Source organism: Bartonella sp. MR100HLJHH, assembly GCF_042194215.1.
GTDB lineage: Bacteria > Pseudomonadota > Alphaproteobacteria > Rhizobiales > Rhizobiaceae > Bartonella > Bartonella grahamii.
The window spans coordinates 92,848-114,305 of the sequence record NZ_JBHIMR010000009.1; the positions used below are offsets into that span (position 1 = coordinate 92,848).

20 protein-coding genes are annotated in these 21,458 nt (G+C 38.6%); 14 read left to right on the forward strand and 6 right to left on the reverse strand.

Annotated features, from left to right (window positions below):
• Positions 1-18: 18 nt before the first annotated feature.
• Positions 19-1,062, reverse strand: coding sequence for a hemin-degrading factor (locus ACFIJ7_RS06760; protein WP_375644886.1), 1,044 nt, complete (start codon positions 1,060-1,062; stop codon positions 19-21).
• 271 nt (positions 1,063-1,333) lie between these two features.
• Positions 1,334-3,511 (reverse strand): TonB-dependent hemoglobin/transferrin/lactoferrin family receptor, encoded by a 2,178-nt coding sequence (locus ACFIJ7_RS06765; RefSeq protein ID WP_375644887.1) that lies wholly within the window; start codon positions 3,509-3,511, stop codon positions 1,334-1,336.
• Positions 3,512-3,756: 245 nt separating this feature from the next.
• Between ACFIJ7_RS06765 and ACFIJ7_RS06770 the strand changes: the two genes are divergently transcribed.
• The gene (locus tag ACFIJ7_RS06770; protein ID WP_375644892.1) at positions 3,757-4,527 is read left to right on the forward strand and encodes a cell envelope integrity protein TolA; all 771 of its coding nucleotides are present in this window, start codon (positions 3,757-3,759) and stop codon (positions 4,525-4,527) included.
• A gap of 1,014 nt (positions 4,528-5,541) precedes the next feature.
• Here ACFIJ7_RS06770 and ACFIJ7_RS06775 read toward each other — a convergent pair.
• Positions 5,542-7,632: a lytic transglycosylase domain-containing protein gene (locus ACFIJ7_RS06775; protein WP_375644888.1), complete on the reverse strand. Its 2,091-nt coding sequence runs from the start codon at positions 7,630-7,632 to the stop codon at positions 5,542-5,544.
• Between the two features lie 251 nt (positions 7,633-7,883).
• On the opposite strand from ACFIJ7_RS06775, the gene dapA reads away from it, so the two are divergent.
• Together dapA and smpB are read left to right on the forward strand one after the other, a co-directional pair.
• Entirely contained in the window at positions 7,884-8,768 is an 885-nt protein-coding gene (dapA, locus tag ACFIJ7_RS06780) for a 4-hydroxy-tetrahydrodipicolinate synthase (RefSeq protein WP_375635693.1), read from the forward strand.
• A gap of 18 nt (positions 8,769-8,786) precedes the next feature.
• Positions 8,787-9,263, forward strand: coding sequence for an SsrA-binding protein SmpB (gene smpB, locus ACFIJ7_RS06785; protein WP_012231306.1), 477 nt, complete (start codon positions 8,787-8,789; stop codon positions 9,261-9,263).
• A 49-nt stretch (positions 9,264-9,312) separates the two neighbouring features.
• Here the strand turns inward: smpB and ACFIJ7_RS06790 are convergent, their stop codons facing one another.
• Positions 9,313-9,993 (reverse strand): uracil-DNA glycosylase, encoded by a 681-nt coding sequence (locus tag ACFIJ7_RS06790; RefSeq protein ID WP_375635834.1) that lies wholly within the window; start codon positions 9,991-9,993, stop codon positions 9,313-9,315.
• Positions 9,994-10,538: 545 nt separating this feature from the next.
• Here ACFIJ7_RS06790 and rpoZ point away from each other — a divergent pair.
• The 11 genes from rpoZ (at position 10,539) to panB (ending at position 19,937) form a co-directional block, all read left to right on the forward strand.
• Positions 10,539-10,937 (forward strand): DNA-directed RNA polymerase subunit omega, encoded by a 399-nt coding sequence (rpoZ, locus tag ACFIJ7_RS06795; protein ID WP_273791104.1) that lies wholly within the window; start codon positions 10,539-10,541, stop codon positions 10,935-10,937.
• Between the two features lie 127 nt (positions 10,938-11,064).
• Positions 11,065-13,290 carry a RelA/SpoT family protein gene (locus ACFIJ7_RS06800; RefSeq protein ID WP_375635692.1) on the forward strand — a complete coding sequence of 742 codons (2,226 nt, stop codon included), beginning with the start codon at positions 11,065-11,067 and terminating at the stop codon, positions 13,288-13,290.
• 16 nt (positions 13,291-13,306) lie between these two features.
• Positions 13,307-13,885: an orotate phosphoribosyltransferase gene (gene pyrE, locus ACFIJ7_RS06805; RefSeq protein WP_375619471.1), complete on the forward strand. Its 579-nt coding sequence runs from the start codon at positions 13,307-13,309 to the stop codon at positions 13,883-13,885.
• A 93-nt stretch (positions 13,886-13,978) separates the two neighbouring features.
• Complete coding sequence (locus tag ACFIJ7_RS06810) at positions 13,979-14,593, forward strand: DUF2062 domain-containing protein (RefSeq protein WP_375635691.1); 615 nt, start codon at positions 13,979-13,981, stop codon at positions 14,591-14,593.
• A complete protein-coding gene (gene acpS / locus ACFIJ7_RS06815) occupies positions 14,590-14,991 on the forward strand; it encodes a holo-ACP synthase (RefSeq protein ID WP_375635690.1) in 402 nt (133 codons plus the stop codon). The genes ACFIJ7_RS06810 and acpS overlap by 4 nt, the downstream gene beginning before the upstream one ends.
• 79 nt (positions 14,992-15,070) lie before the next feature.
• Positions 15,071-15,883 carry a signal peptidase I gene (lepB, locus tag ACFIJ7_RS06820; RefSeq protein ID WP_375635832.1) on the forward strand — a complete coding sequence of 271 codons (813 nt, stop codon included), beginning with the start codon at positions 15,071-15,073 and terminating at the stop codon, positions 15,881-15,883.
• The gene (gene rnc / locus ACFIJ7_RS06825; protein ID WP_375644889.1) at positions 15,864-16,571 is read left to right on the forward strand and encodes a ribonuclease III; all 708 of its coding nucleotides are present in this window, start codon (positions 15,864-15,866) and stop codon (positions 16,569-16,571) included. Before lepB ends, rnc begins: the two co-directional genes overlap by 20 nt.
• Complete coding sequence (gene era, locus ACFIJ7_RS06830; protein WP_012754937.1) at positions 16,564-17,469, forward strand: GTPase Era; 906 nt, start codon at positions 16,564-16,566, stop codon at positions 17,467-17,469. Before rnc ends, era begins: the two co-directional genes overlap by 8 nt.
• 25 nt (positions 17,470-17,494) lie before the next feature.
• Entirely contained in the window at positions 17,495-18,241 is a 747-nt protein-coding gene (recO, locus tag ACFIJ7_RS06835; RefSeq protein WP_012754938.1) for a DNA repair protein RecO, read from the forward strand.
• A 23-nt stretch (positions 18,242-18,264) separates the two neighbouring features.
• On the forward strand, positions 18,265-19,125 hold the full coding sequence (panC, locus tag ACFIJ7_RS06840) for a pantoate--beta-alanine ligase (RefSeq protein WP_273788435.1): 861 nt from the start codon (positions 18,265-18,267) through the stop codon (positions 19,123-19,125).
• Positions 19,122-19,937, forward strand: a complete 816-nt coding sequence (panB, locus tag ACFIJ7_RS06845; RefSeq protein WP_375644890.1) for a 3-methyl-2-oxobutanoate hydroxymethyltransferase — start codon at positions 19,122-19,124, stop codon at positions 19,935-19,937. Before panC ends, panB begins: the two co-directional genes overlap by 4 nt.
• Before the next feature lie 244 nt (positions 19,938-20,181).
• Here panB and ACFIJ7_RS06850 read toward each other — a convergent pair whose 3' ends face one another.
• Entirely contained in the window at positions 20,182-21,225 is a 1,044-nt protein-coding gene (locus ACFIJ7_RS06850) for a tyrosine-type recombinase/integrase (RefSeq protein WP_375635686.1), read from the reverse strand.
• Positions 21,226-21,233: 8 nt separating this feature from the next.
• Positions 21,234-21,452, reverse strand: coding sequence for a hypothetical protein (locus ACFIJ7_RS06855; RefSeq protein WP_273723922.1), 219 nt, complete (start codon positions 21,450-21,452; stop codon positions 21,234-21,236).
• Positions 21,453-21,458 lie beyond the last annotated feature (6 nt).

The window sequence follows — 21,458 nt, forward strand, 5'->3', positions numbered from 1 at the left end:
GTCTGACCTTACCTTATCTTAGTTACTGCTGTTTTCTTGACACGATGGTAAACCATTCAATAAAGAGCGCCAATCTTCACGTTCTTTTTGGCCCTCCTTGCGTACGCCAAAGAATTGAATAATCATCTCATCATCTTTATCGAAAACTTCAAGTGAGTTGACATACCCATCAATTGTAGGTTTGCGAACACGCCATACCTTCTTGATTCCAGAAACGAGTAAATGGAGGTGAAATTTCTGATCGAGAACATTAAGCCAAGGTCCCATTTGCTTAATGTTCTTTACTTGCCCAGTGAAAATTTGGATACATCCTTTATTTCCAACAAAACACATAATTGGTAACTCTTCTTGTGCAACTTGTTTGAGCATCATCTCAACAGCTTCTATTTTTAACTCATCGGCAAATTCATTTCCGGCATGTTTTACAGCATTATGTCGATTAATTTTCAGTTCAGAAATAATTCCATGAAGTTGATGCACATCAGTCATCTGTCGCCAACGATCTCGGAACTTTTCAACATCTAACTTTGCCGTATCACATTGTACTGGAGTAGGAGCGGGAGAAATATCAAGTGCGGATGATTGATCGTCATGAAGCAACTTTTCAACAAGTGCAGCCCATTCTTCCATATTTGTTGCGTCTTGAGAATAGAGTTTGAAAATAGCAATGCCATATTGATCAAAAAATTGCAGACTTTTCATAGGTGTTCCGAGAATAGTCACGTCATGCTCGAAACCAAACTTCCACTGTTTTGAAAAAATACGCAAGTCAATTTCACCGAGTGTTATCGGAATATGCTGACTTTGAACAATCTTCTCAAAACATCCTGTTATTTCATGGACAGCATTTTCATTCCGTGTTAATGCCATGACTATTCCAAGTTTAGGAGCATTTTCCAAGAGAGTAGCGACATCAGCGCGTAGTTTTTTTGCTTTTCCAATTGTACAATAAGCCGCAATGAGTTCTGCTTCGGATATACCAATAGAGTCCGCGAAATCGCGGCTACGCATCTCTTTTTTTTCTTCACGCAAGCGAATAATCATTTCGGCTGTGTATGACATGGGCTTATCCTTATGTTACCTGTTTAAAGGTTAATTGTTTAATTTTTCAAATCAAAAAAAGTAAGTCGAACCACTATCAACTAATGGTTCAACCCACCACCAAATAAGCCCTTATTTTATCAACAGTAGAACAATAAAAACCGATAAATTACAAAGAGTTAAAGCGCTAACATCAAAATTTGTTGTTCAAAGGACAATGAGAACAGAAACGCAATAATTTATTCTTTACCGATATAACCTTTTTCATTGATCTAATGGTTAACAAAAGTGACTAAAATTTTTGCACGAACGAAACTTTAAAGTTGCGACCAGGCTGACTATAATAATCCTTCGGCGTTGAGCTTTCACCGGAAGGAAGATCTGATACATTCCAATATTTTTGATTGAACAGATTATAAACACCAGCCCTTATAACAGGACCCTTTTCACCAAAGGGCTTCAACCAACCTGACACATCAATAATATTATAACCTGGAATTTTTTGATAGTCCGATTCCTTAGCAACTTTATCACGTTTGGCAGATGAGGTAAGCACGACGTCTGCTCCCCAGATTTCTTTTGCATATCCGATCCCAGCAATCACTTTTAAAGCTGGAATTGAGTTAAGATATTCATCTTTATCAAGATCCTTTCCTTGCGAATAGGTAAGAGAAAAATTGCTATGGAATCCATCATTAAGAGCCAAATGTATTTTTGCTTCAGCACCATAAATACGCACATTCGCACGATTTGTATAATGGCGACGTCCCAATCGGTATTCCTCTGATGGCCCTATATCCACAGTATCTATGAAGTCCTTGTATTGATTGAAAAAGGCACTGAGTGAACCACCGAAATTTCCATTTCCATACCTTATGCCAACATCATACCCATTGCTCGTTTCTGCTTTTAGATCAGGGTTGCCCTTCGAGTAATAAGCAGGGGGTTTCATATAAGAGACGTAAAGTTCTGCAACACGTGGTGCACGAAAAGCCTGTGCCCATTGAGCATAGAGCGTTACTTGATCACGAACATCCCACTCCACACGTAATTTGGGAGAAAAACGTGAACCATTTCTTTCTGGAGGAAATTTGTCAGAAAGCAGAGCTTTCTCATAAGAAGACGTTTTCTGAGGGATATACTTATACCAATCATAACGAATTCCAGGTGTTATACGGAAATGGTTATCAGCAAAGCCAATTTCATCTTCAAAAACAAAACCCAAATTATAGCCATTTGTATCTGGTGAATCTGACCGATTAGCGGGTACAAAGAGGCACCCCCGTGCATTTTCCGGCAAGTGACAATTATCTTTCCCGAACAAATAATGATGAAACTTAGATGACACGACATTAGCGGCAAGCTTTAACGTATGATCTACAGTGCCAATATGAACTTTCTTGAGAGCATCAGCATTGAAACCATAATTGGTATTACGCAAAAAATTATCTCTCAAAAAATCCCCTTTGGGTGCCGAAACACGAAATGAAGTCGTAATATCATGACTTGACTGTCTTTGCCAATAAATCTGTCCACGAAACGCATCAAAAATAGCATCTTCATTGCCGTTATAGTCATAAGAAAGAGAAAAGCGTTCACGGAGTTTGTCGTCCTTCTCATAAACGGAACCAGGGGCATATCTGTCAGAAGCATTCAATAAATGTGTATCAATATTGTGACCAAAACGCTCTGCTGTAAAACCAAGCCGGTGATTGTCATCAAGGTATTGGTGAATTTTAAAGAGCAAATTATTTTGGTCAAAATGAGCAGGGTTTTTACGTGTGCGCTCTTCATAGCCTTCTAGAGTTCCCATATTTTTGCGCTCATGACCTTCCGCATAAGAACCTTGGAAAAGCAAAAACGTTTGTTGAGCACGCATTGCAACAGCTTGATCTACGTGCCAACTATTATCAACAGAATGATAACCACCTCTTATAAGACCACCCCAATTTTTTCCTTCTGTGATAAGATCTTCAGGATCAAGGGTACGCAACGCAACAACTCCTCCTAGTGCACCAGAGCCATAAAGACTAGAATCCGATCCCTGAATAACATCAAGTGTGGAAAGCGCACTAAAGTCAAACATTGTGTTACCACTGTTCTCACGCAATATATCATTGAACCATGGAAGAACAATACCATCCATTGTTGTGAGAACACGGTTTGCTTCTAAACCACGCATGACAAAACTGTTATTGCTTGGGTTATACCCCACGGTTGGATAAAGACGACTAATATCATAGGCATCAGTTATTTGCTTCTCACGAATATCCTTCGCGGTTTTTCGATCTGTCAAAATAGTGACCGAATCCAAGGCCGTTCCTATTTTTTTCTCTTCAATAACAATTGGTTTGAGTTCAGTGACAGCACCTCCATCTTTATTTCGTGCAAAAACAAATGAAGGCATACAGACCGATAATGCACTTAAAATCACACAGCTTTTATAGATATTTTTTCGTCTTATTTGCATAACACATCACAACCCTTTTAAACATCCCCTCTCTGTTTTGAAATTTTACTTACATACAAAAAGGCTGGACCCGCTGATTAAAACTTGCCAGCCAAGCAGAAATGATTTTGCCAACAAGACAAAATCACTAGAAAACCATATTAAACATGACAAAATCAGTCAAGAAAAAAGTTGCAATTTCAAAATAGCCTGTTTTAATGAGATTGAACACCAATATTAAGCTTAAAATAGTGGCAGAAGAAATGATGAATTTTGCAAATACGACGCAATTATTAACTCTTTGGATTGGTGCATTTGTTGGAGCTTTATTTTTGCATGTATTATTGGGAGCGCAATTTTATTTTCAAAGTACGGGTGTAGGTAATGGCTTGCTCTCGTCGGAGATTGAGCTGACTTTTGTGCAAGAAACTGTCTATCCGGATGTTGATACAGATTTGTCAGATATTCATACAGAGTCGGATATTAATACAGAGCCAAAAGTATTACAGTCTGATCTTTTAGAGCAGGAGTCAGAGGAATTGGAATCCGTGGATGAAGTTCAATCGGAAGAACTTCAGCATATGATAGAACAAGATGACTTAAAGTCTTTGGAAGAACCCCTTCCTCAAAAAGTGGAACATAAAGCGTTTATCAAAAAAACACTACCGATGCCAAAGGCTGTAGTAAAGCGCTCCAATGCAAAGGCGGTACGTTCTTCTTCCACCAACAAGGGCGTCGGTACGGCAGGGCTTGAAGATATGTTGTTAATGGAGTGGTTAGCAAAGGTACAGTCACAATTAGAAAGGCAAAAAAATTATATTGTGGGACAGCGTACCAGTCGTGCAAAAGGAACGGTGAAGTTAGAATTTATGGTGCATGAGCAAGGAAGTATTTTTTCTAGTCGTGTGGCAGTCTCTGCTGGTAATCCGGAACTTGATCGATTAGCGATGGCGGCACTTCAACGCGTTGGTTCTTTTCCACCACCACCACTATCAAAAGTGAATAAAATAATCAGAGTATCCCTGATATTTAGCTGATTTTTTATATAGGGCGCTTATTCTTATAATATATTGATTTATAATAATTATTTATAATTTTAACAAAAGTTAAAATATAGTTCGTTCGATTTTTTTGACGTTGTATCAATCAAAACCATTCGCTTACTTATGACACAAGTTGAGGGGGAGCATGGATATAAAACTTCTAAAAAGCAGTGAATATATTTCTTATGAATGCTCTAAATGAAAGGGCTGTTACAACATTGGGAGTTAAGGGATGATAGAGCTATAGCTTTTATTCAGTAAAGGTTAATCGTGTCTCATCGATTTTTATACCATTCGTGAGAGGATTTTCGTAAATACTTTTCAGATACACCGTTGTGAAATGACCTTAGAAACATTAAAATAAAACAAGAATATAAATAAGAAAAACATACTATTTTGAGATGCTCTGTTTTGTGTGAAGGATGTGAGCTTATATGTAAAAATGGGGGAAAAAAGCAAAGCTTTATCTTCATCATTAAAAGATATTGACATATTTAAAAGTCGTAAACCCGAATGAAAAGGGAAGGGGTAGAAGAGAATTGTTTGTCTTTAAAGCTTTCTAACTCAATGAGTCTGTCTTTCTGTTATTAGAGATAATCCAAACGATATACATAATAACGTACTCTTATTTGGTATAGAAATGTTATAAGCAGAACAAAATAGTCTTAAAATATGCTGTTGTACAAGATTTGAATATTGACACTAATAAGCAACAGTAAAAAAATGACCTATTTGTAATCATCTATGATATTGTCGTTTATGTTGAGAAGAAATGAACTATTTGTACAACATGTTGATTTATAATGATAATTTATCATTTTGTGTTTGAAATAAAAGATCTGAATAGCGTAGGGTTTTCTCATTTCGAATTTATTGATACTGAATCAATTAAAATTATTTGCTTATATATATATATCATAAGCAGGTTGGTATGTGGGTATTATTTAAAAAGGAATAAAAACACTTCTTATGAACACTTTCAAATACTATTTGGGAAGTTAAGGCATATCATTTCCGTCGACCAGAAAGCAGGTCGGTTTTTATATCTATTTTCCCAGTGAGTCTTGCTTTGTAGACACCATAATTTTCCATGACACGCATCACGTAATTACGTGTTTCTGTATAAGGAATACGCTCAATCCAATCAATGACGTTATCGAGAGATTGTCCTCGAGGATCGCCATAACGTTTTATCCATTCATTGACTCGACGGGGACCCGCATTATAGCCAATAAGAGTTAGTATATAGGATCCATTAAAACGTTCCAATTGTTCATTGAGAAAATGGGCACCTAATGTTGCATTATAATGAGCATCACTGCTAAATTTTTTAGGAGACCATGCGATTGAGTATTTTTTTGCCAATGCTTTTGCTGTTGTAGGAAGCAATTGGAGTATACCTTGTGCGCCTGCTTTTGATATGGCTGTTGGATTAAATTCGCTTTCTTGGCGTGCAATGGCATAGATAAGCGATTTTTCTTCTACAGAAATATTAGTAGAAGCTGGTATAGCTCCCAGAGGATGAGAGAGTGCACCGACATTTTTTCCCTGAAAAACAGCCATTTTTCCAATTTTGAGGCTGGTATAATAGTCTCCATTTTTTTCTGCCATAACAGCCAGAAGGGCTAATTCGCCGGGGCTTTCTATTTTTTTTCCGAGCTCTCTATAAAAAATTTTAGCAAAATCAGCATAGCCGGCTGCTTCAAGACGTTGAATTGCTTTGATCGCTTTTCGTGCACTAAAATGTTGTCGCTCAGCGGTTGTTGGTTTGGGAAAGAAAACTTTAAGCTTTTTTTGGTTGAGTCGTGCAGCGGCTAATTGACCATAGTAAGTTGCACCAAAATGAGCTGCGCGATGAAAGTAATGCTGGGCATTTTTATGTTCTTCTAGCGTTTCTGCTGTTCGTCCCATCCAGTAATATCCACGTGATGCAGAAAAAGGTGAAGAAGAGAGTTGAGGAATACGTGAAAAATGCTGCATTGCCAATTTAGGGTTATGAAGAAACCGTAGTGCGTACCATCCTGCATGAAACTCAGCATCGATAGCTAATGCAGATGTTATACCAGTGTGCATTGCAACGAGTTGGTAAGCAATTTTTGGTTTATTTAAATCGAGCATTTCACGAGAAAGGGCGCGTTGTTCTTTCCACAATGAATGAGGGTTCATAAGGCGGAATGCATCTTTTGATGTTTTCATCATGAGTGCTGCGGCTGCATTATATTGCTCTGTTCGTCGAAGATGGCGTATTCGAGCAAACTGAAAAAGAGGATCTTTTTGCCATGATCTCTCTACAGCTTTTAATTTTTGTGTAGCTCTAGGGTCATTTTTTTCAACGGCCACAAAAGCATCAAAAAGAGATTGAGCATGGGCTAATTTTGCAACGCGTGCTGCTGAATCAAAACGATATGCATACAGCATAAATTGCATGCGTTTCAAATGATCAATAGGTTTTAATGCAACGCTTGCATTTTTAAGAACAAATGTTTCTTCTTTTGCATTAAGCTGTGTCTTATGCCACCACGGTGCAATAACGTGTTGAGCACGAGTGGTTTGTCCCGTTGCGATAAGTGCTTTAGCGAAGAGAGCCATTCCTTGCGCTGTTTGGGGCGGGTGATGAGAAAATTTTTGGATGATTGCGCGTGAGACGTTGGTTTCGTTAAGAAAAGCACGTTCAGCATTGCGTTGCATCGTTTCTATACCGGGCCATCCTTTTAGCATGTTGATTGCATTAAATATTTCAGAACTTGGTATATTAGCTTTGTTTGATATCCCCAGCGCCCATGTCAAAATATGACGATCAAGGCTATGTTTTTCCATTGAATTACGAAGATTTATTGTTTTTGCAATATTGTTGTTTGCTAGTGCATCTAGCCCAGCTTTCAGTTGCTGAAGTGTAGCAGTATTGTGTGATGTCGTGTGTATCTGTTGAAGAGGCTCTTGAGCTCCTTTTTCGGTAAAGGGAGTAGGGCGCACCAAAGGGATTGGCGCTTTCCCGTGCAAAAGAGGTGTTTGCGCGGATGCACTTGAAAATAAAATTCTTATTGCCAGTATAAGTGCAGTAAAGGTTGATACGAAAAGAGAGGTGGAAAATACACGCATAGAGAAAAGACCTTGAGACCTTGCTTTTTGTAAAAACTTAAGGATTTATAGAACACAAGCATGAAAAACGCGTTAATATAGACGGTTTATTTTAAATAAATGTGCAACATTTAAGGAGGGACATTTTCATCTTATGAGGGCTTTTTTTGAAATTCATCTTGCTTCAATGATAGAGCAAGATTATGCTCTATTTAAAATTTATAAAAGGCGATTATTAAAAAAATAAAAGCGAATATTATAGGGAGTTTATCATGCTCAAGGGAGCTATAACTGCGCTTATTACACCGTTTGATAATAAGGGCGCAATTGATGAGAAGGCGTTTTGTGATTTTATTGAATGGCAGATTACACAAGGGATTAATGGTGTAAGCCCAGTTGGGACAACCGGTGAATCAGCAACGTTAAGTCATGAAGAACATAAGCGGATTATAGAATTGTGTGTTGAGCAGGTCGCAAAGCGTGTTCCTGTTGTTGCTGGAGCGGGATCAAATAGCACAAGTGAGGCTGTAGAGCTTGCACAATACGCGCAAAAAGCTGGTGCAGATGCAGTTTTGGTTGTCACTCCCTATTATAATAGACCAAATCAATCTGGTTTATACAAACATTTTTCTTCCATTGCCAAAGCTGTTTCTATTCCGATTATAATTTATAATATTCCTGGTCGTTCTGTTATCGATATGGCTGTGGAAACGATGAAAGACCTTTATCAAGATTTTAAAAATATCATTGGTGTAAAAGATGCAACGAGCAGAATTGAACGCGTTAGTGAACAACGTGAAAAGTGTGGGAAGGATTTTGTACAGCTTTCCGGTGATGATTGTACAGCGTTAGGTTTTAATGCACATGGAGGTATGGGGTGTATTTCAGTTTCCTCCAATGTTGCTCCAAAGCTGTGTGCAGAGCTTCAAGCTGCTTGTTTTCGTGGTGATTATAAAACAGCACGAGAATTAAATGATCGCTTGATGCCTCTTAATCGTGCTGTATTTATTGAGCCTAGTCCAGCGGGTATTAAATATGCTGCTGCAAAATTAGGATTTTGTGGTGATACTGTGCGTTCTCCGATTGTTCCATTAACAGAAAGAACAAAGAAGATTATTGATGTAGCCCTCAGTCATGCTGGTATTTTAAAAGCATAAAATGATATTGACAAAGCCATGAATAAAAAAAAGAACGCGCCCGTACGGAAAATAATTGCTGACAATCGTAAAGCACGTTTTAATTTTGAAATCCTTAATAATCTCGAGGCCGGTCTTGTCCTTCAGGGAGCGGAAGTAAAGTCCTTGCGTTCTAATCATGCCAATATTGCTGAAAGCTATGCGAGTTTTGAGAATGGGGAATTATGGTTAGTAAACAGCTATATTCCTGAATATACGCAGGCTAATCGTTTTAATCATGAACCGCGACGTTTGCGCAAGTTATTACTTTCAAAACGTGAGATGGCACGTTTTTTTAATGCAACGTCTCGTGAAGGAATGACACTTGTTCCTCTTAAACTTTATTTTAATGAACGAGGGCGTGTTAAGTTGGAGATTGCTCTAGCGCGGGGAAAAAAGCTTCATGATAAGCGCGAAACGGAAAAAAAACGCGATTGGGGACGTGAAAAAGCAAGACTTTTAAAAAGATATGGATGACGGATGCGATTTAGATATCCTTTATTTATAGCCCTGGTTTAAAACAGTTTTAGCATTGATCTAAGTATGTTTTTGCTGCTTGAAAAATTTGGTGAAACATGGCGTCTGTCAAGCGTCCAGTATTTGTATTATAACGAGAACAGTGATAGCTCGAAAAGATGCGTAATCTGCCGATGTTATGAATTTCGCCGTGTCCAAAAGGGTGAGCTAAAACTTTTGCATTAAGGGCACGTATCGTTGAATGGTGCGCAATGGTGCCTAAGGTAATAACGGCTTTAAGTTTGGGAAGATTTGTTAAAAGAGGTGAGAAGAAATAGCGGCACGTGTTAATTTCTGCACCGGTGGGTTTATTTTCTGGGGGAACACAACGAACAGAGTTGACGATTGCTGCATCAATCAGCTCAAGAGTATCGTCTGCTCTTTCTTCAAAGGTTCCTTGGGCAAAACCAAATTTTTTTAAAGTTGAATAAAGTAAGTGCCCAGCATAATCACCAGTGAATGGACGTCCAGTTCGATTTGCTCCGCGTAATCCAGGAGCAAGCCCAACAATAAGAAGGCGCGTTGTGTCTGCTCCTTTATAAGGAAAGAAGGGGCGCACCGGTGCGTTATACCAACTTGGTTCTTTGATACGCCAGTCAGCGATAAACTGATGGAGCCTAGGACATAAATTGCAATTTTGGGGTGGTTCTGGGCAAAGCGATGTTAATTGGCTATTCGTGGTGTTAGGCATCAATCGTTTTTTCTATTTTTTTGAGTCTTTTATAGCGTATATGACGGGTTATGTTTTGATAAACAATCTATAATGAATATAAATAAAGTTTAATATAAACTTATTGCTAATTATTATGTACAGAGAGGTAATCTTTCAGTAATTTATTTGATGAATAAGAGTACAATACACATGATGTTCAAAGAAAAAAAGTTCTCTCTTTAAATAAAGATATTATCATAAAAAGTATGCATAAGGCTGTCGTTATTGCAAAGGATTTTAAACAGCTGGTGTTCCTTTTAAAAGGATGAAGACTCCAGACAAGTATTTTGTCAAGAAAGACCTCCCCTTGTTTGAAGCCAATCTATTGGAATGCTTTTAAGAGCAGCTTTGATAACGAGCATGGATAGGTTATACATTTTTATAAATTTTCCAAGAATTTTCTTAAATAAGTTCTTTAATCAAAAAATATAAAAGTTTGTGTTGTTTTTCTTGTGTTTTATTTTGATTATTGTATATACTCCTCTATCCGCTATTAAATTTTTTTATTTGAGAAAGAGGCATAAATGGCCCGCGTAACGGTAGAAGATTGTATTGATAAAGTTGACAACCGCTTTGAATTGGTACTTTTAGCAGGTCATCGGGCGCGTCAGATTTCACAAGGAGCGCAGATTACGGTTGATCGTGATAATGATAAAAATCCAGTTGTTGCTTTGCGTGAAATAGCAGAAGAAACATTGTCGCCTGCTGATTTAAAGGAAGACCTTATTCATTCGCTGCAAAAGCATGTGGAAGTAGATGAGCCAGAAATGGCAAGTGAATTTATTACCCATTCAGGTGAAGCTGAAAGTGTTTTTAATACGTCGTCGCAAGAAGAAGGTACTTCATTTGATCATATGTCAGAGGAAGAGCTTTTAGCGGGTATTGAAGGTTTGGTTGTTCCAGAAAAAAGTGACGATTATTAATTGCGGCATTTTATATTACAGGAGTAAAGATACCTTGTCTGTAAGGAGCCGTTATTTTTCTTGTCTTTTATTGATAAGACGTGTTCAATAAGGATTAGGGGTGTGAAAAGATAAAGGATATGCTCGTATGATGCGTCAGTGTGAGCTTGTTGGACGTGTTCAACGTTACAAGTCTGACGTAGATGAGGCTCTTTTAAACAGGGCCTATGATTATGCAATGAGAAAGCATGCACATCAAAAGCGTGCTTCAGGTGATCTTTATTTTTCTCATCCTTTAGAAGTTGCTGCTATTTTGACAGATATGCGGTTGGATGAGGCGACGATTGCTGTTGCTCTTTTGCATGATACAATTGAAGATACAAGCGCTACACGAGCAGAAATTGATCAGCTTTTTGGTTCTGAAATTGGGAAGTTGGTTGAAGGACTTACAAAGCTTAATAAGCTTGATCTTGTATCAAAGAAAGCCGTACAGGCAGAAAATCTTCGTAAGCTTCTTATTGCCATCTCTGATGATGTTCGTGTTCTTTTAGTCAAACTTGCTGATCGTCTTCATAATATGCGCACCCTTGGTGTTATGCGTGATGATAAACGTCGGCGAATTGCTGAGGAGACGATGGATATTTATGCGCCGCTTGCTGGTCGTATGGGTATGCAAGATATGCGCGAGGAATTAGAGGATCTTTCTTTCTTTTATTTAAATCCAGAAGGTTATCGTACGATTACCAATCGTCTTTCTGAGTTATCAAAACGCAATCGTGATTTGCTTTCCACAATTGAAAACGAGTTGACAAAACTTTTTTTCGAGCATGGCATTAAAGCGAATGTTAAAAGCCGTCAGAAAAAATCGTATTCCGTCTTTCGCAAAATGGAAAGCAAGGCGCTTTCTTTTGAACAATTATCCGATATTTTTGGATTTCGTGTGATTGTTGAAACAGTGCATGATTGTTATCGCGCTCTTGGTGTCATTCATACGACGTGGCCAATGGTTCCTGGTCGTTTTAAAGATTATATTTCTATACCAAAGCAGAATGATTATCGTTCCATTCATACAACGATTGTGGGACCATCGCGACAACGTGTTGAATTGCAGATTAGAACTGCTGCTATGGATGAAATTGCTGAATATGGCGTTGCGGCACATTCCATTTATAAAGAGCAAGGTTCTAATTATTCGGCTTCGAGGTTATCAAATGAAACAAATGCGTATGCATGGTTGCGTCAAACGATACAATCTTTGTCAGATGGAGATAATCCGGAAGAATTTTTAGAACACACAAAGCTTGAGCTTTTTCAAGATCAAGTTTTTTGTTTTACGCCGAAAGGTCGATTAATTGCTTTTCCTAAAGGAGCTACGCCTATTGATTTTGCTTATGCCGTCCATACAGACATCGGTGATTCTTGTGTGGGTGTGAAAATCAATGGTCGTATTATGCCTTTAATGACCAAATTAAAAAATGGTGATGAAGTTGATATTATTCGTTCACATGCTCAAATTCCGCCAGCTGCATGGGAATTTCTTGTTGTCACAGGTAAAGCACGTTCAGCTATTCGACGAGCAAGTCGTGCCGCGGTACGTAAACAATATTCGGGTTTAGGATATCGTATTCTCGAGCGTTCATTTGAATATATGGGAAAACAATTTTCAAAAGACGTTTTGAAGAAAGTTTTGCCACGTTTAGCACGTAAAGATGTAGAGGATGTATTGGCTGCTGTTGGGCGTGGAGAGCTGTTTTCCGCTGATGTGATTAAAGCGGTTTATCCTGATTATCAAGATCACCGTGTGGTACAAAAGTCATCTTTTAAGCCTGGGGAAGAAGGTTGGTTTAATATTGAGAATGCTCAAGGTATGATTTTTAAAGTTCCAGAAAATGAAAAAAATGCAATGGTCGAGAATCATCAATCTAAAGCATTGCCTATTAGAGGAACCCGTGGAGATATACCCGTACGTTTTTCACCGGAAGGAGCAGTACCTGGAGATCGGATTGTTGGTATTATGCAGCCCGGAGCTGGGATCGTTATTTATCCAATACAGTCTTCAGCTTTGATGGCATATGATGATCAGCCAGAACGATGGATTGATGTCCGCTGGGATATTGATGCCCAAATGAATGAACGTTTTCCTGCACGGATAAATATTTTGGTTGTAAATAGTCCTGGCTCTTTGGCTGAAATTACACAAATAATTTCTGCTAACGATGCCAATATCCAAAATTTATCTTTTATCCGTACAGCACCGGATTTTACAGAAATTATGATTGATTTGGAAGTGTGGGATTTAAAACATTTGAATCGTATTTTTTCTCAGTTAAAAGAGGCAGGTTCAGTAAGTACAGTACGGCGGGTTCATGGATAAAAAGAAAGATTTTGCAATGAATACACAAGATGTCATTGATATTTTTAAACAAGCAGATGCTATTCTAGAAGGGCATTTTATTTTAACATCGGGGCGCCATAGTGCGACTTATATGCAAAAAGCGAAAGTATTCATGCATGCTGACTTGACGGAAAAGTTATGTCGTGGATTGGCTGAAAAAATCAAAAAATCTATCGAGGGAAAAATTGATTATGTTGTTGGTCCCGCAATTGGCGGCCTTATTCCTTCCTATGAAACTTCACGTCACCTTGGTGTTCCTTCTCTTTGGGTAGAGCGTGTAAATGGCATCTTTGAATTGCGTCGTTTTGAAATCAAGAAGGGTGCACGGGTTGTTATTGTCGAAGATATTGTGACAACGGGTCTTTCCATTCGTGAGACTATTGAGGCGCTTGTTGCAGCAGGAGCAGAGGTATTGGCCAGTGCATGTATCCTTGATCGTTCTGGTGGTAAGGTCAATGTTGGAGTTCCATTGATTGCGCTTGCTGAATATGAGATAACCTCTTATACTAGTGATGCACTTCCTGCAGAGCTTTCTGTTCTTCCAGCGATTAAACCAGGCAGTCGAAATATTTAATTGTCGTTCTATTTTTTTTGTGCAAAAGCTTAAAAAGATTAATTTGGATGATATAAATTATTTCATCATCAAAAGATGTATATTGAGAGTCATATGCTTTTTCGTAGTCGAGAACCAATAGATTTTGTAACGCGTATTCGACTTTGGTTATGGCCACGTCGTTCATTTTCTCGCTCATTTTGCTACATACATAAACGTATTTTGCGTATATCAGCAACACCGCATGAAGTAGCATTAGGGGTTGCTGTTGGCATTTTTTTAGCTTGTTCCCCTTTCTTTGGGTTGCATATTATTTTGGCAATATTTTTTTCTTGGCTTTTGCGTGCAAACTTTGCTGCCGCAATCATTGGGACGATTTTTTCTAATCCACTCACATTTTTATTGATTGTCATGGCTGATTATAAAGTAGGGTATTTTTGTTTATCACTTTTTAGCGATGTCAAAGAGATTTCTCTTTCGCAAATTCGTGCTCTATTTAATGGTTTGACATTGTCAAATCTCTCTCTCCTCTTTAAAGGCGCATGGGACACAATTATGAGTCCTATGATTTTAGGTGGAACTCTTTTAGGTATTGTTTTTGGTGGTTTATCTTATATAGGTGTTTACAGAGCAACGGTTCGTTTTAAACAAAAGCGATATCAAAAGATTATAAAAAAAAGGCGTTTAAAGAAGCGTTCATCGGAAGAAAGATCGGGTAATACCGTATGATTGTTGGTCTTGGAAATGATCTGGTTGATATACGACGTATTGAGAAAATGTTGGTTCGCTATGGTGAGCGTTTTACCCAACGTATTTTTACGGATATTGAAAGGAATAGATCCGAAAATCTCAAAAAAAGCTCCTCTTCCTATGCAAAAAGATTTGCTGCTAAAGAAGCATGCGCTAAAGCCTTAGGAACGGGAATCGCTTGTGGTATCAATTGGAAAGACATGGGGGTCGTTAATTTGCCATCTGGTAAACCAATAATGCAATTAACAAATCGTGCGCAAGTGCAACTTCAAAAGTTATTACCTCCTCATCATGATGCAGTTATTCATCTTAGCATAACAGATGATTTTCCTTGGGCACAGGCATTTATTATTATCGAAGCACTTCCACGTGGATAGATGGTGTGAGAGATTGTGCTTTTGTTATTTGAATATTATGATGAAAAAAATTATATCTGTGATGAGAAGGCAGTTGGTGATGATCCAAAAAGATAAAGTGCATAAAAAAGAAAAAAAAGGCGGGGTTCGTGAATTTATTTCTGTTTTAGTACAGGCTCTGCTTTTAGCAGCGGTTATTCGGACACTTTTTTTCCAGCCTTTTAGTATTCCGTCCGGTTCAATGCGTCCTACTTTGTTGGTGGGAGATTATCTGTTTGTTTCTAAGTATGCATATGGGTATTCTCGTTTTTCCATCCCCTTTTCTCCTCCTCTTTTTTCTGGACGGATTTGGGCATCTCAACCTCAACGTGGAGATGTGGTCGTTTTTCGCTTACCAAGTAATCCGAAGATTGATTATATAAAACGCGTTGTTGGGCTACCAGGTGATCGTATACAAGTCCGTCAAAGTGTTCTTTATATTAATGATGAGGCTGTTTCACGTCACTTTATGGGGGAGATTGATAATTCTGATATAACAGAGGTTAACTATCCTGTTGAGGTTTATCGCGAGACAATGCCTAACGGTGTTAGTTATGATACACTTGATTTAGCTTTCATCCCGAAAGTTGATGATACAAAAGTTTTTGAAGTTCCTCAAGGACATTACTTTATGATGGGAGATAACCGCGACAATTCAGATGATAGTCGTTTAGATGTAGGCTATGTTCCAGAAGAAAATCTTATTGGTCGCGCGAGCGTGATTTTCTTTTCTATCAGTAACGGTTCAAGTGCTTGGCAGGTTTGGCGCTGGCCATTTGATGTGCGTTGGAAGCGTTTGTTTTCTTTCATAAATACGGTTCATGATTTGCCGCTTATCAAGCAAGGAAACAACGATGAAACGTCTAATGATTGATCAGCTTTTCAAGCTGACGGGGCATCGTTTTAAAGATGAAGAGAGGTTAAAGAAGGCATTAACACACTCGAGTGTACAAGATTCGGAACAGGGGAATTATGAACGACTAGAGTTTCTAGGGGATCGGGTTTTAGGGCTTTTGATTGCAGAAATGCTGTATCAACTTTTTCCTCAGGCAAGTGAAGGTGAATTATCAGTCCGTTTGAATCATCTGGTTAATGCGCAGACATGTGCTGATATTGCGCGTGAAATGAGGCTGCCTGATATGATCCGTGTTGGTTTTGAGATGAAAAATTTCGAGGGGCGTCGACTCATCAATATGCATGCAGATGTCGTGGAAGCTTTGATTGCCGTGATATATCTCGATGGAGGATTGGAAAGCGTTCGCCCTTTTATTCAAAAATATTGGCACGGTCGGGCAAAGAAAATGGATGCTGGTCGGCGTGATGCCAAGACCGAATTACAGGAATGGGCGCATATCCAAGGCAATGCACAACCACATTATCAGGTTATAAAACGTTCAGGTCCAGATCACGATCCTGTTTTTATGGTAGAGGTAAGTATTTCTGGGTTTGCTTCAGAGATTGGGCAGGGAAGTTCCAAAAGATATGCCGAAAGAATGGCAGCTGAAAAAATTTTGCGACGAGAGGGTGTATGGAAAACAGTGGGAAAAAATGATCATGAGTGACGTTATGAAAACGCGTTCTGGGTTTGTTGTACTTATTGGGATGCCTAATGCCGGTAAATCGACATTGGTTAATCAATTGGTTGGAACAAAGGTTTCGATTGTAACGCATAAGGTACAAACAACACGAACTTTAATCCGCGGTATTGTCATTCATGATGATGTGCAAATTGTGTTGGTCGATACACCGGGTGTTTTTCGTCCCCATAAGCGCTTAGAACGTGCCATGGTCTCTGCTGCTTGGGGAGGGGCTAAGAGCGCGGATGTTCTGCTCGTTTTAATTGACGCTCAAAGTGGTCTTTCGGATGAAGTTGATATGATGTTAGATATTGTAAACAACATGAAACAAGAAAAAGTTCTTGTTCTTAATAAGGTTGATACAGTTGTTAAATCATCTCTTCTAGCGTTAACCACTAAAATAAATGAACGTGTAAAGTTTGCGCAAACATTTATGATTTCTGCTCTAAACGGTTCTGGTTGCAAGGATTTACTTCATGCGTTGAGTAATATGATGCAGGAGGGACCATGGTATTATCCGGAAGATCAAATTTCCGATATGCCCATGCGTCATCTTGCTGCTGAAATTACGCGTGAAAAACTTTTTCTTCGTCTTCATGATGAACTTCCTTATTCCTCAACGGTTGAAACAGAAAACTGGGAAGAGCGTTCAGATGGTTCCGTTAAAATTAATCAAGTTATTTATGTCGAGCGTGAGAGTCAGAAAAAAATTGTCTTAGGAGCAAAAGGCGATACAATTAAAGCGATTGGTCAAGCAGCACGTAAAGAACTCATGGAAATTATGGATCAAAAGGTTCATCTTTTTCTCTTTGTGAAAGTGCGCGATAATTGGGATACCGATCCAGAACGTTATCGCGAAATGGGATTGGATTTTTTAAAATAAGATTTTTTAAAATAATTAAAGTAAAATGAAGTGGAAAGAACAAGCTGTTATTCTTGGTACACGCCAATATGGTGAAACAAGTGTTATTCTTGAGGTTATGACACGTGAACATGGTCGTTATATGGGAGTGGTAAAAGGGGGGCGATCACGTCGTATGGCAGCTCTTCTTCAACCTGGAAATTTTGTGGAGGCTGAATGGTGGGCTCGTTTAGAAGAACATTTGGGACTTTTTCGGCTTGAAGCTCTTGATCTACATGCGGCACGATTAATCTGTCTACCAGAAGCACTTTATGCTTTGCAATTGATAGCTTTTCATTTGCGGCTTCTTCCCGAACGTGATCCGCACCCCGTTTTATATGATATTTTACACCTTTTTATGCAGAATTTTGATGAACCATTTGTAAATGCAGAATTGCTTGTACGTTTTGAAATGCGGCTTCTTGAAGAACTTGGTTTTGGTCTTGATTTATCTTGTTGTGCTGCAACAGGTCGTCAGGAAAGGCTTCATTACGTATCACCAAAATCTGGACGGGCTGTCTGTGAAGAAGCAGGGGAACCTTGGAAAAAAAAGCTTCTCATTCTACCACAGTTTCTTGTGCAAAGAACGACTCGTCCTACTGATTCTAGTGACATAATAAATGGTTTTATACTGACGGGTTTTTTTCTTATGCGTCATGTCTGGGAGCCACGAGATATAAAGCAGCCGTCAGTGCGCATGAATTTGATACAATTGTTTGAGCGCCAATTTGGTATACAAGCATTAATTTATTAATCTGATGATAATTGAATGGGAAAATGAAAGTTTTAAAGACAATTGCTGAAGTCCGACAATATACTTCAGAGGAACGACGTTTAGGTTTTTCGATTGGTTTTGTTCCAACAATGGGGGCATTGCATGATGGTCATCTTGCATTAGTACAGTATGCAAGAGCAATGTGTGATCGCGTATTGGTTTCTATTTTTGTCAATCCAAAGCAATTTGGACCTCATGAAGATTTTGCTCAATATCCAAGAGATTTGAAGGGCGATTGTGCTTTGTTAGAAGAAGCAGGTGTTGAATGTGTTTTTGCCCCTTCTGTAGATGAAATGTGGCCACTGGGAAATGATACAATTGTGCAAGTGAAAAAATTATCACGTATTTTGATGGGAAAATTACGTCCAGGGCACTTTTGTGGTGTGACAAGCGTTGTTGCTAAACTTTTTAACATTGTCCAACCAGATAAGGCTTTTTTTGGGGAAAAGGATTTTCAACAAATTTTAATTATTCGGCGTATGGTTGAAGATTTGGCTTTTCCTATTGAAATTGTTGGAGTTCCTATTCTACGGGAGTCAGATGGTGTCGCTTGTTCTTCACGCAATCAGTTTTTAACATTAGAAGATCGTAAAGCTGCCAAAATTATTCCTGAAAGTGGGAAAGCAGCTGAAAAGCTTTACCATGAAGGTGAACGGTCGGTTGATAAATTATGCAAAACTGTTCGTGATATTTTACAACAAGAAACGCGTGCAATCATTGAAGCAATAGATTTACGGGATATGGAAACTTTATGCGTGATTAAAGGAACATTGAATAAACCAGCAGTTTTACTTCTTACTGTTCGCTTTGGAGAGGTAAGGCTGATTGATCAATATATATTGCAAGAGAAGGGCGGAAAATGAGTGTACATAAAACCGTAAAGCGTATAACATCTTCCGAAATACGTACAAGAAAGGGACAACAGCCAATTGTTTCTTTAACAGCTTATCAAGCTTATACTGCGCGGATTGCTGATCCATATTGCGATATCCTTTTGGTTGGTGATAGCGTTGGTATGGTTGTGTATGGATTTGAGACAACGCTTCCTGTTAATTTAGATATGATGATTTTACACGGACAAGCCGTGGTGCGTGGATCTCAAAAAGCTCTTGTGGTTATTGATATGCCTTTTGGCTCTTATGAGGAAAGTCCAGAGCAAGCTTTTTTAAATGCATCGCGTATTCTTGCTCAAACGGGGTGTGGTGCAGTTAAGCTTGAAGGTGGTGTTTATATAGCGGAAACAATTGATTTTTTGTGTAAACGTGGCATTCCAGTGATGGGGCACATCGGTCTTACACCCCAGGCGGTGAATCGTTTTGGTGGTTTCAAAACACAAGGACGAAAACAGAGTGATTGGCAAAGAATTGAAGCCGATGGGGCTGCAATTGAGGAGGCCGGTGCTTTTGCTATTGTTTTAGAAGGGATTGTCGAACCTTTAGCAGTAAAACTGACAGAAAAGCTTTCTATCCCTACGATCGGTATTGGTGCATCCAATCAGTGCGATGGACAAGTATTGGTTATGGAAGATATGTTGGGCTATGGTGCTCATGTGCCAAAATTTGTACGCCGTTATGGAGACTTTGAACAAGCCATGGAAACTGCAATAAAGAATTATGCAGAGGATGTCACATCTCGTGCTTTCCCAGCGGATAATGAAGTTTATAAACTAAAATAAACTTCAGTTTAAGATGAAAAGTTTGACAAGGGAACATTTGTTGTTTTGATAATGAAAGTGCATTATTTCATATATTTTGTATGCAATTTGAGCTGTGCTTTTTTTTAAGAAAGCTTTCTTAAGGAACTCAACTCCTATTTCGCGACGGCGTCTGTGAATGGTATATAAAAAGCAAGTAAAATAAAATAGTTATGTCTAATATGGGGGAATAGGTGAATCTTGATTCTATTGAGTTTTTTTGCCTCTATCCCTCATCTTTTTGGAGCTTTTTTATAGCTTCAAGAGCTAGTCTTTTACGATCTGCGCTCTTTGTGTAAAGAGATGCCATAGCATCATTTGTCCAGCCAAAAATTGCTTTGAGTTGTGATACTGTTGCACCAGAGTTAGCTGCGCGTGTTGCTGCTAATTTTCTTAATCCATGCGCCGATTTTTTAATGCCAGCCGCATTACAAGCGTCTCTAAATGTATCGCCAAAGCTTTCTTTGGAGAGTTTTTGATTAGTTTTACTACAGATGAATGTTTCTACTCCAATAGGACCAGCTTCAAGCGTTTTGGCTAATTCCGGTAAAATAGGTAGAAAGACATCTGTTTGGAATTTACTTTTCTCTGTCTTAAGATGAATGATATTATCTTTCACATCTTTCCAACCAATTCGTACCGCATCACCACGACGCAAGCCCGTATATAAAAGAACATCAATCCAAACGCGTTCATGGGTACCATGGGACCATCTTTGATAATATTTCTCAACATCTTCTTCTGTCCAAATAGGAAAGCCGCTTTTATTTTTAAGAGGAGGTTTTTTGACGCCTAAAGTTGGATTATTTTCCAAAAGACCTTGATCAATTGCCCAATTAAAAAGTCCATTAAGGGCTTTCAGAAAGTTTCTAGCCATTGCTGGTGTTTCTTTGCGCCGTTCAACACCGGCTATGATATGTTTCTTTTCAATTGCTTGGTATGGAATATTTCCTATGGAGTCGCATATCTTCATAAGAATGTATTCTTTTTGTTTCTTTGTAGTATTAGAGTAGCTATGCCAATTAGAGCTGTTAAAGTATTGTTTAAGCAGCCATGCAAATGAACCTTCAACAAGTTTACCGGTTTTGGATTTAGGAAGTATAAGTCCTTGTAACTCGGCAAGTGCGCTTTTGTAGTTATCAACAAACTCTTGCGTTCCATAGGTACCGCGTATTCTAATGCGTTTGCCATGACCAATACGTACATACCATACAATTTTGCCATGTTGAGTAATTTGTTTGACAAGATGAGGAGGGCGTGGTTTTGGCATAATCAATTTTACATCTTAGAGAGCGCGGTTTCGTAATATTCATTCTTTGACAAATCTAAAAGTTTGTCTGGATGCGCTGCTGAATTTGGTAGTGGAATATCGGATTTGAGATAGATAAGCAGTTCACCGGTAGGTTTGATTTCTACGAGTTCACAACCTTGTTTTTTAGCTTCTCTTAAAGCGCGTGCAATGGCTGGTTGCGTTATAGCAGCTGGACGAGGCGCCATATCTTT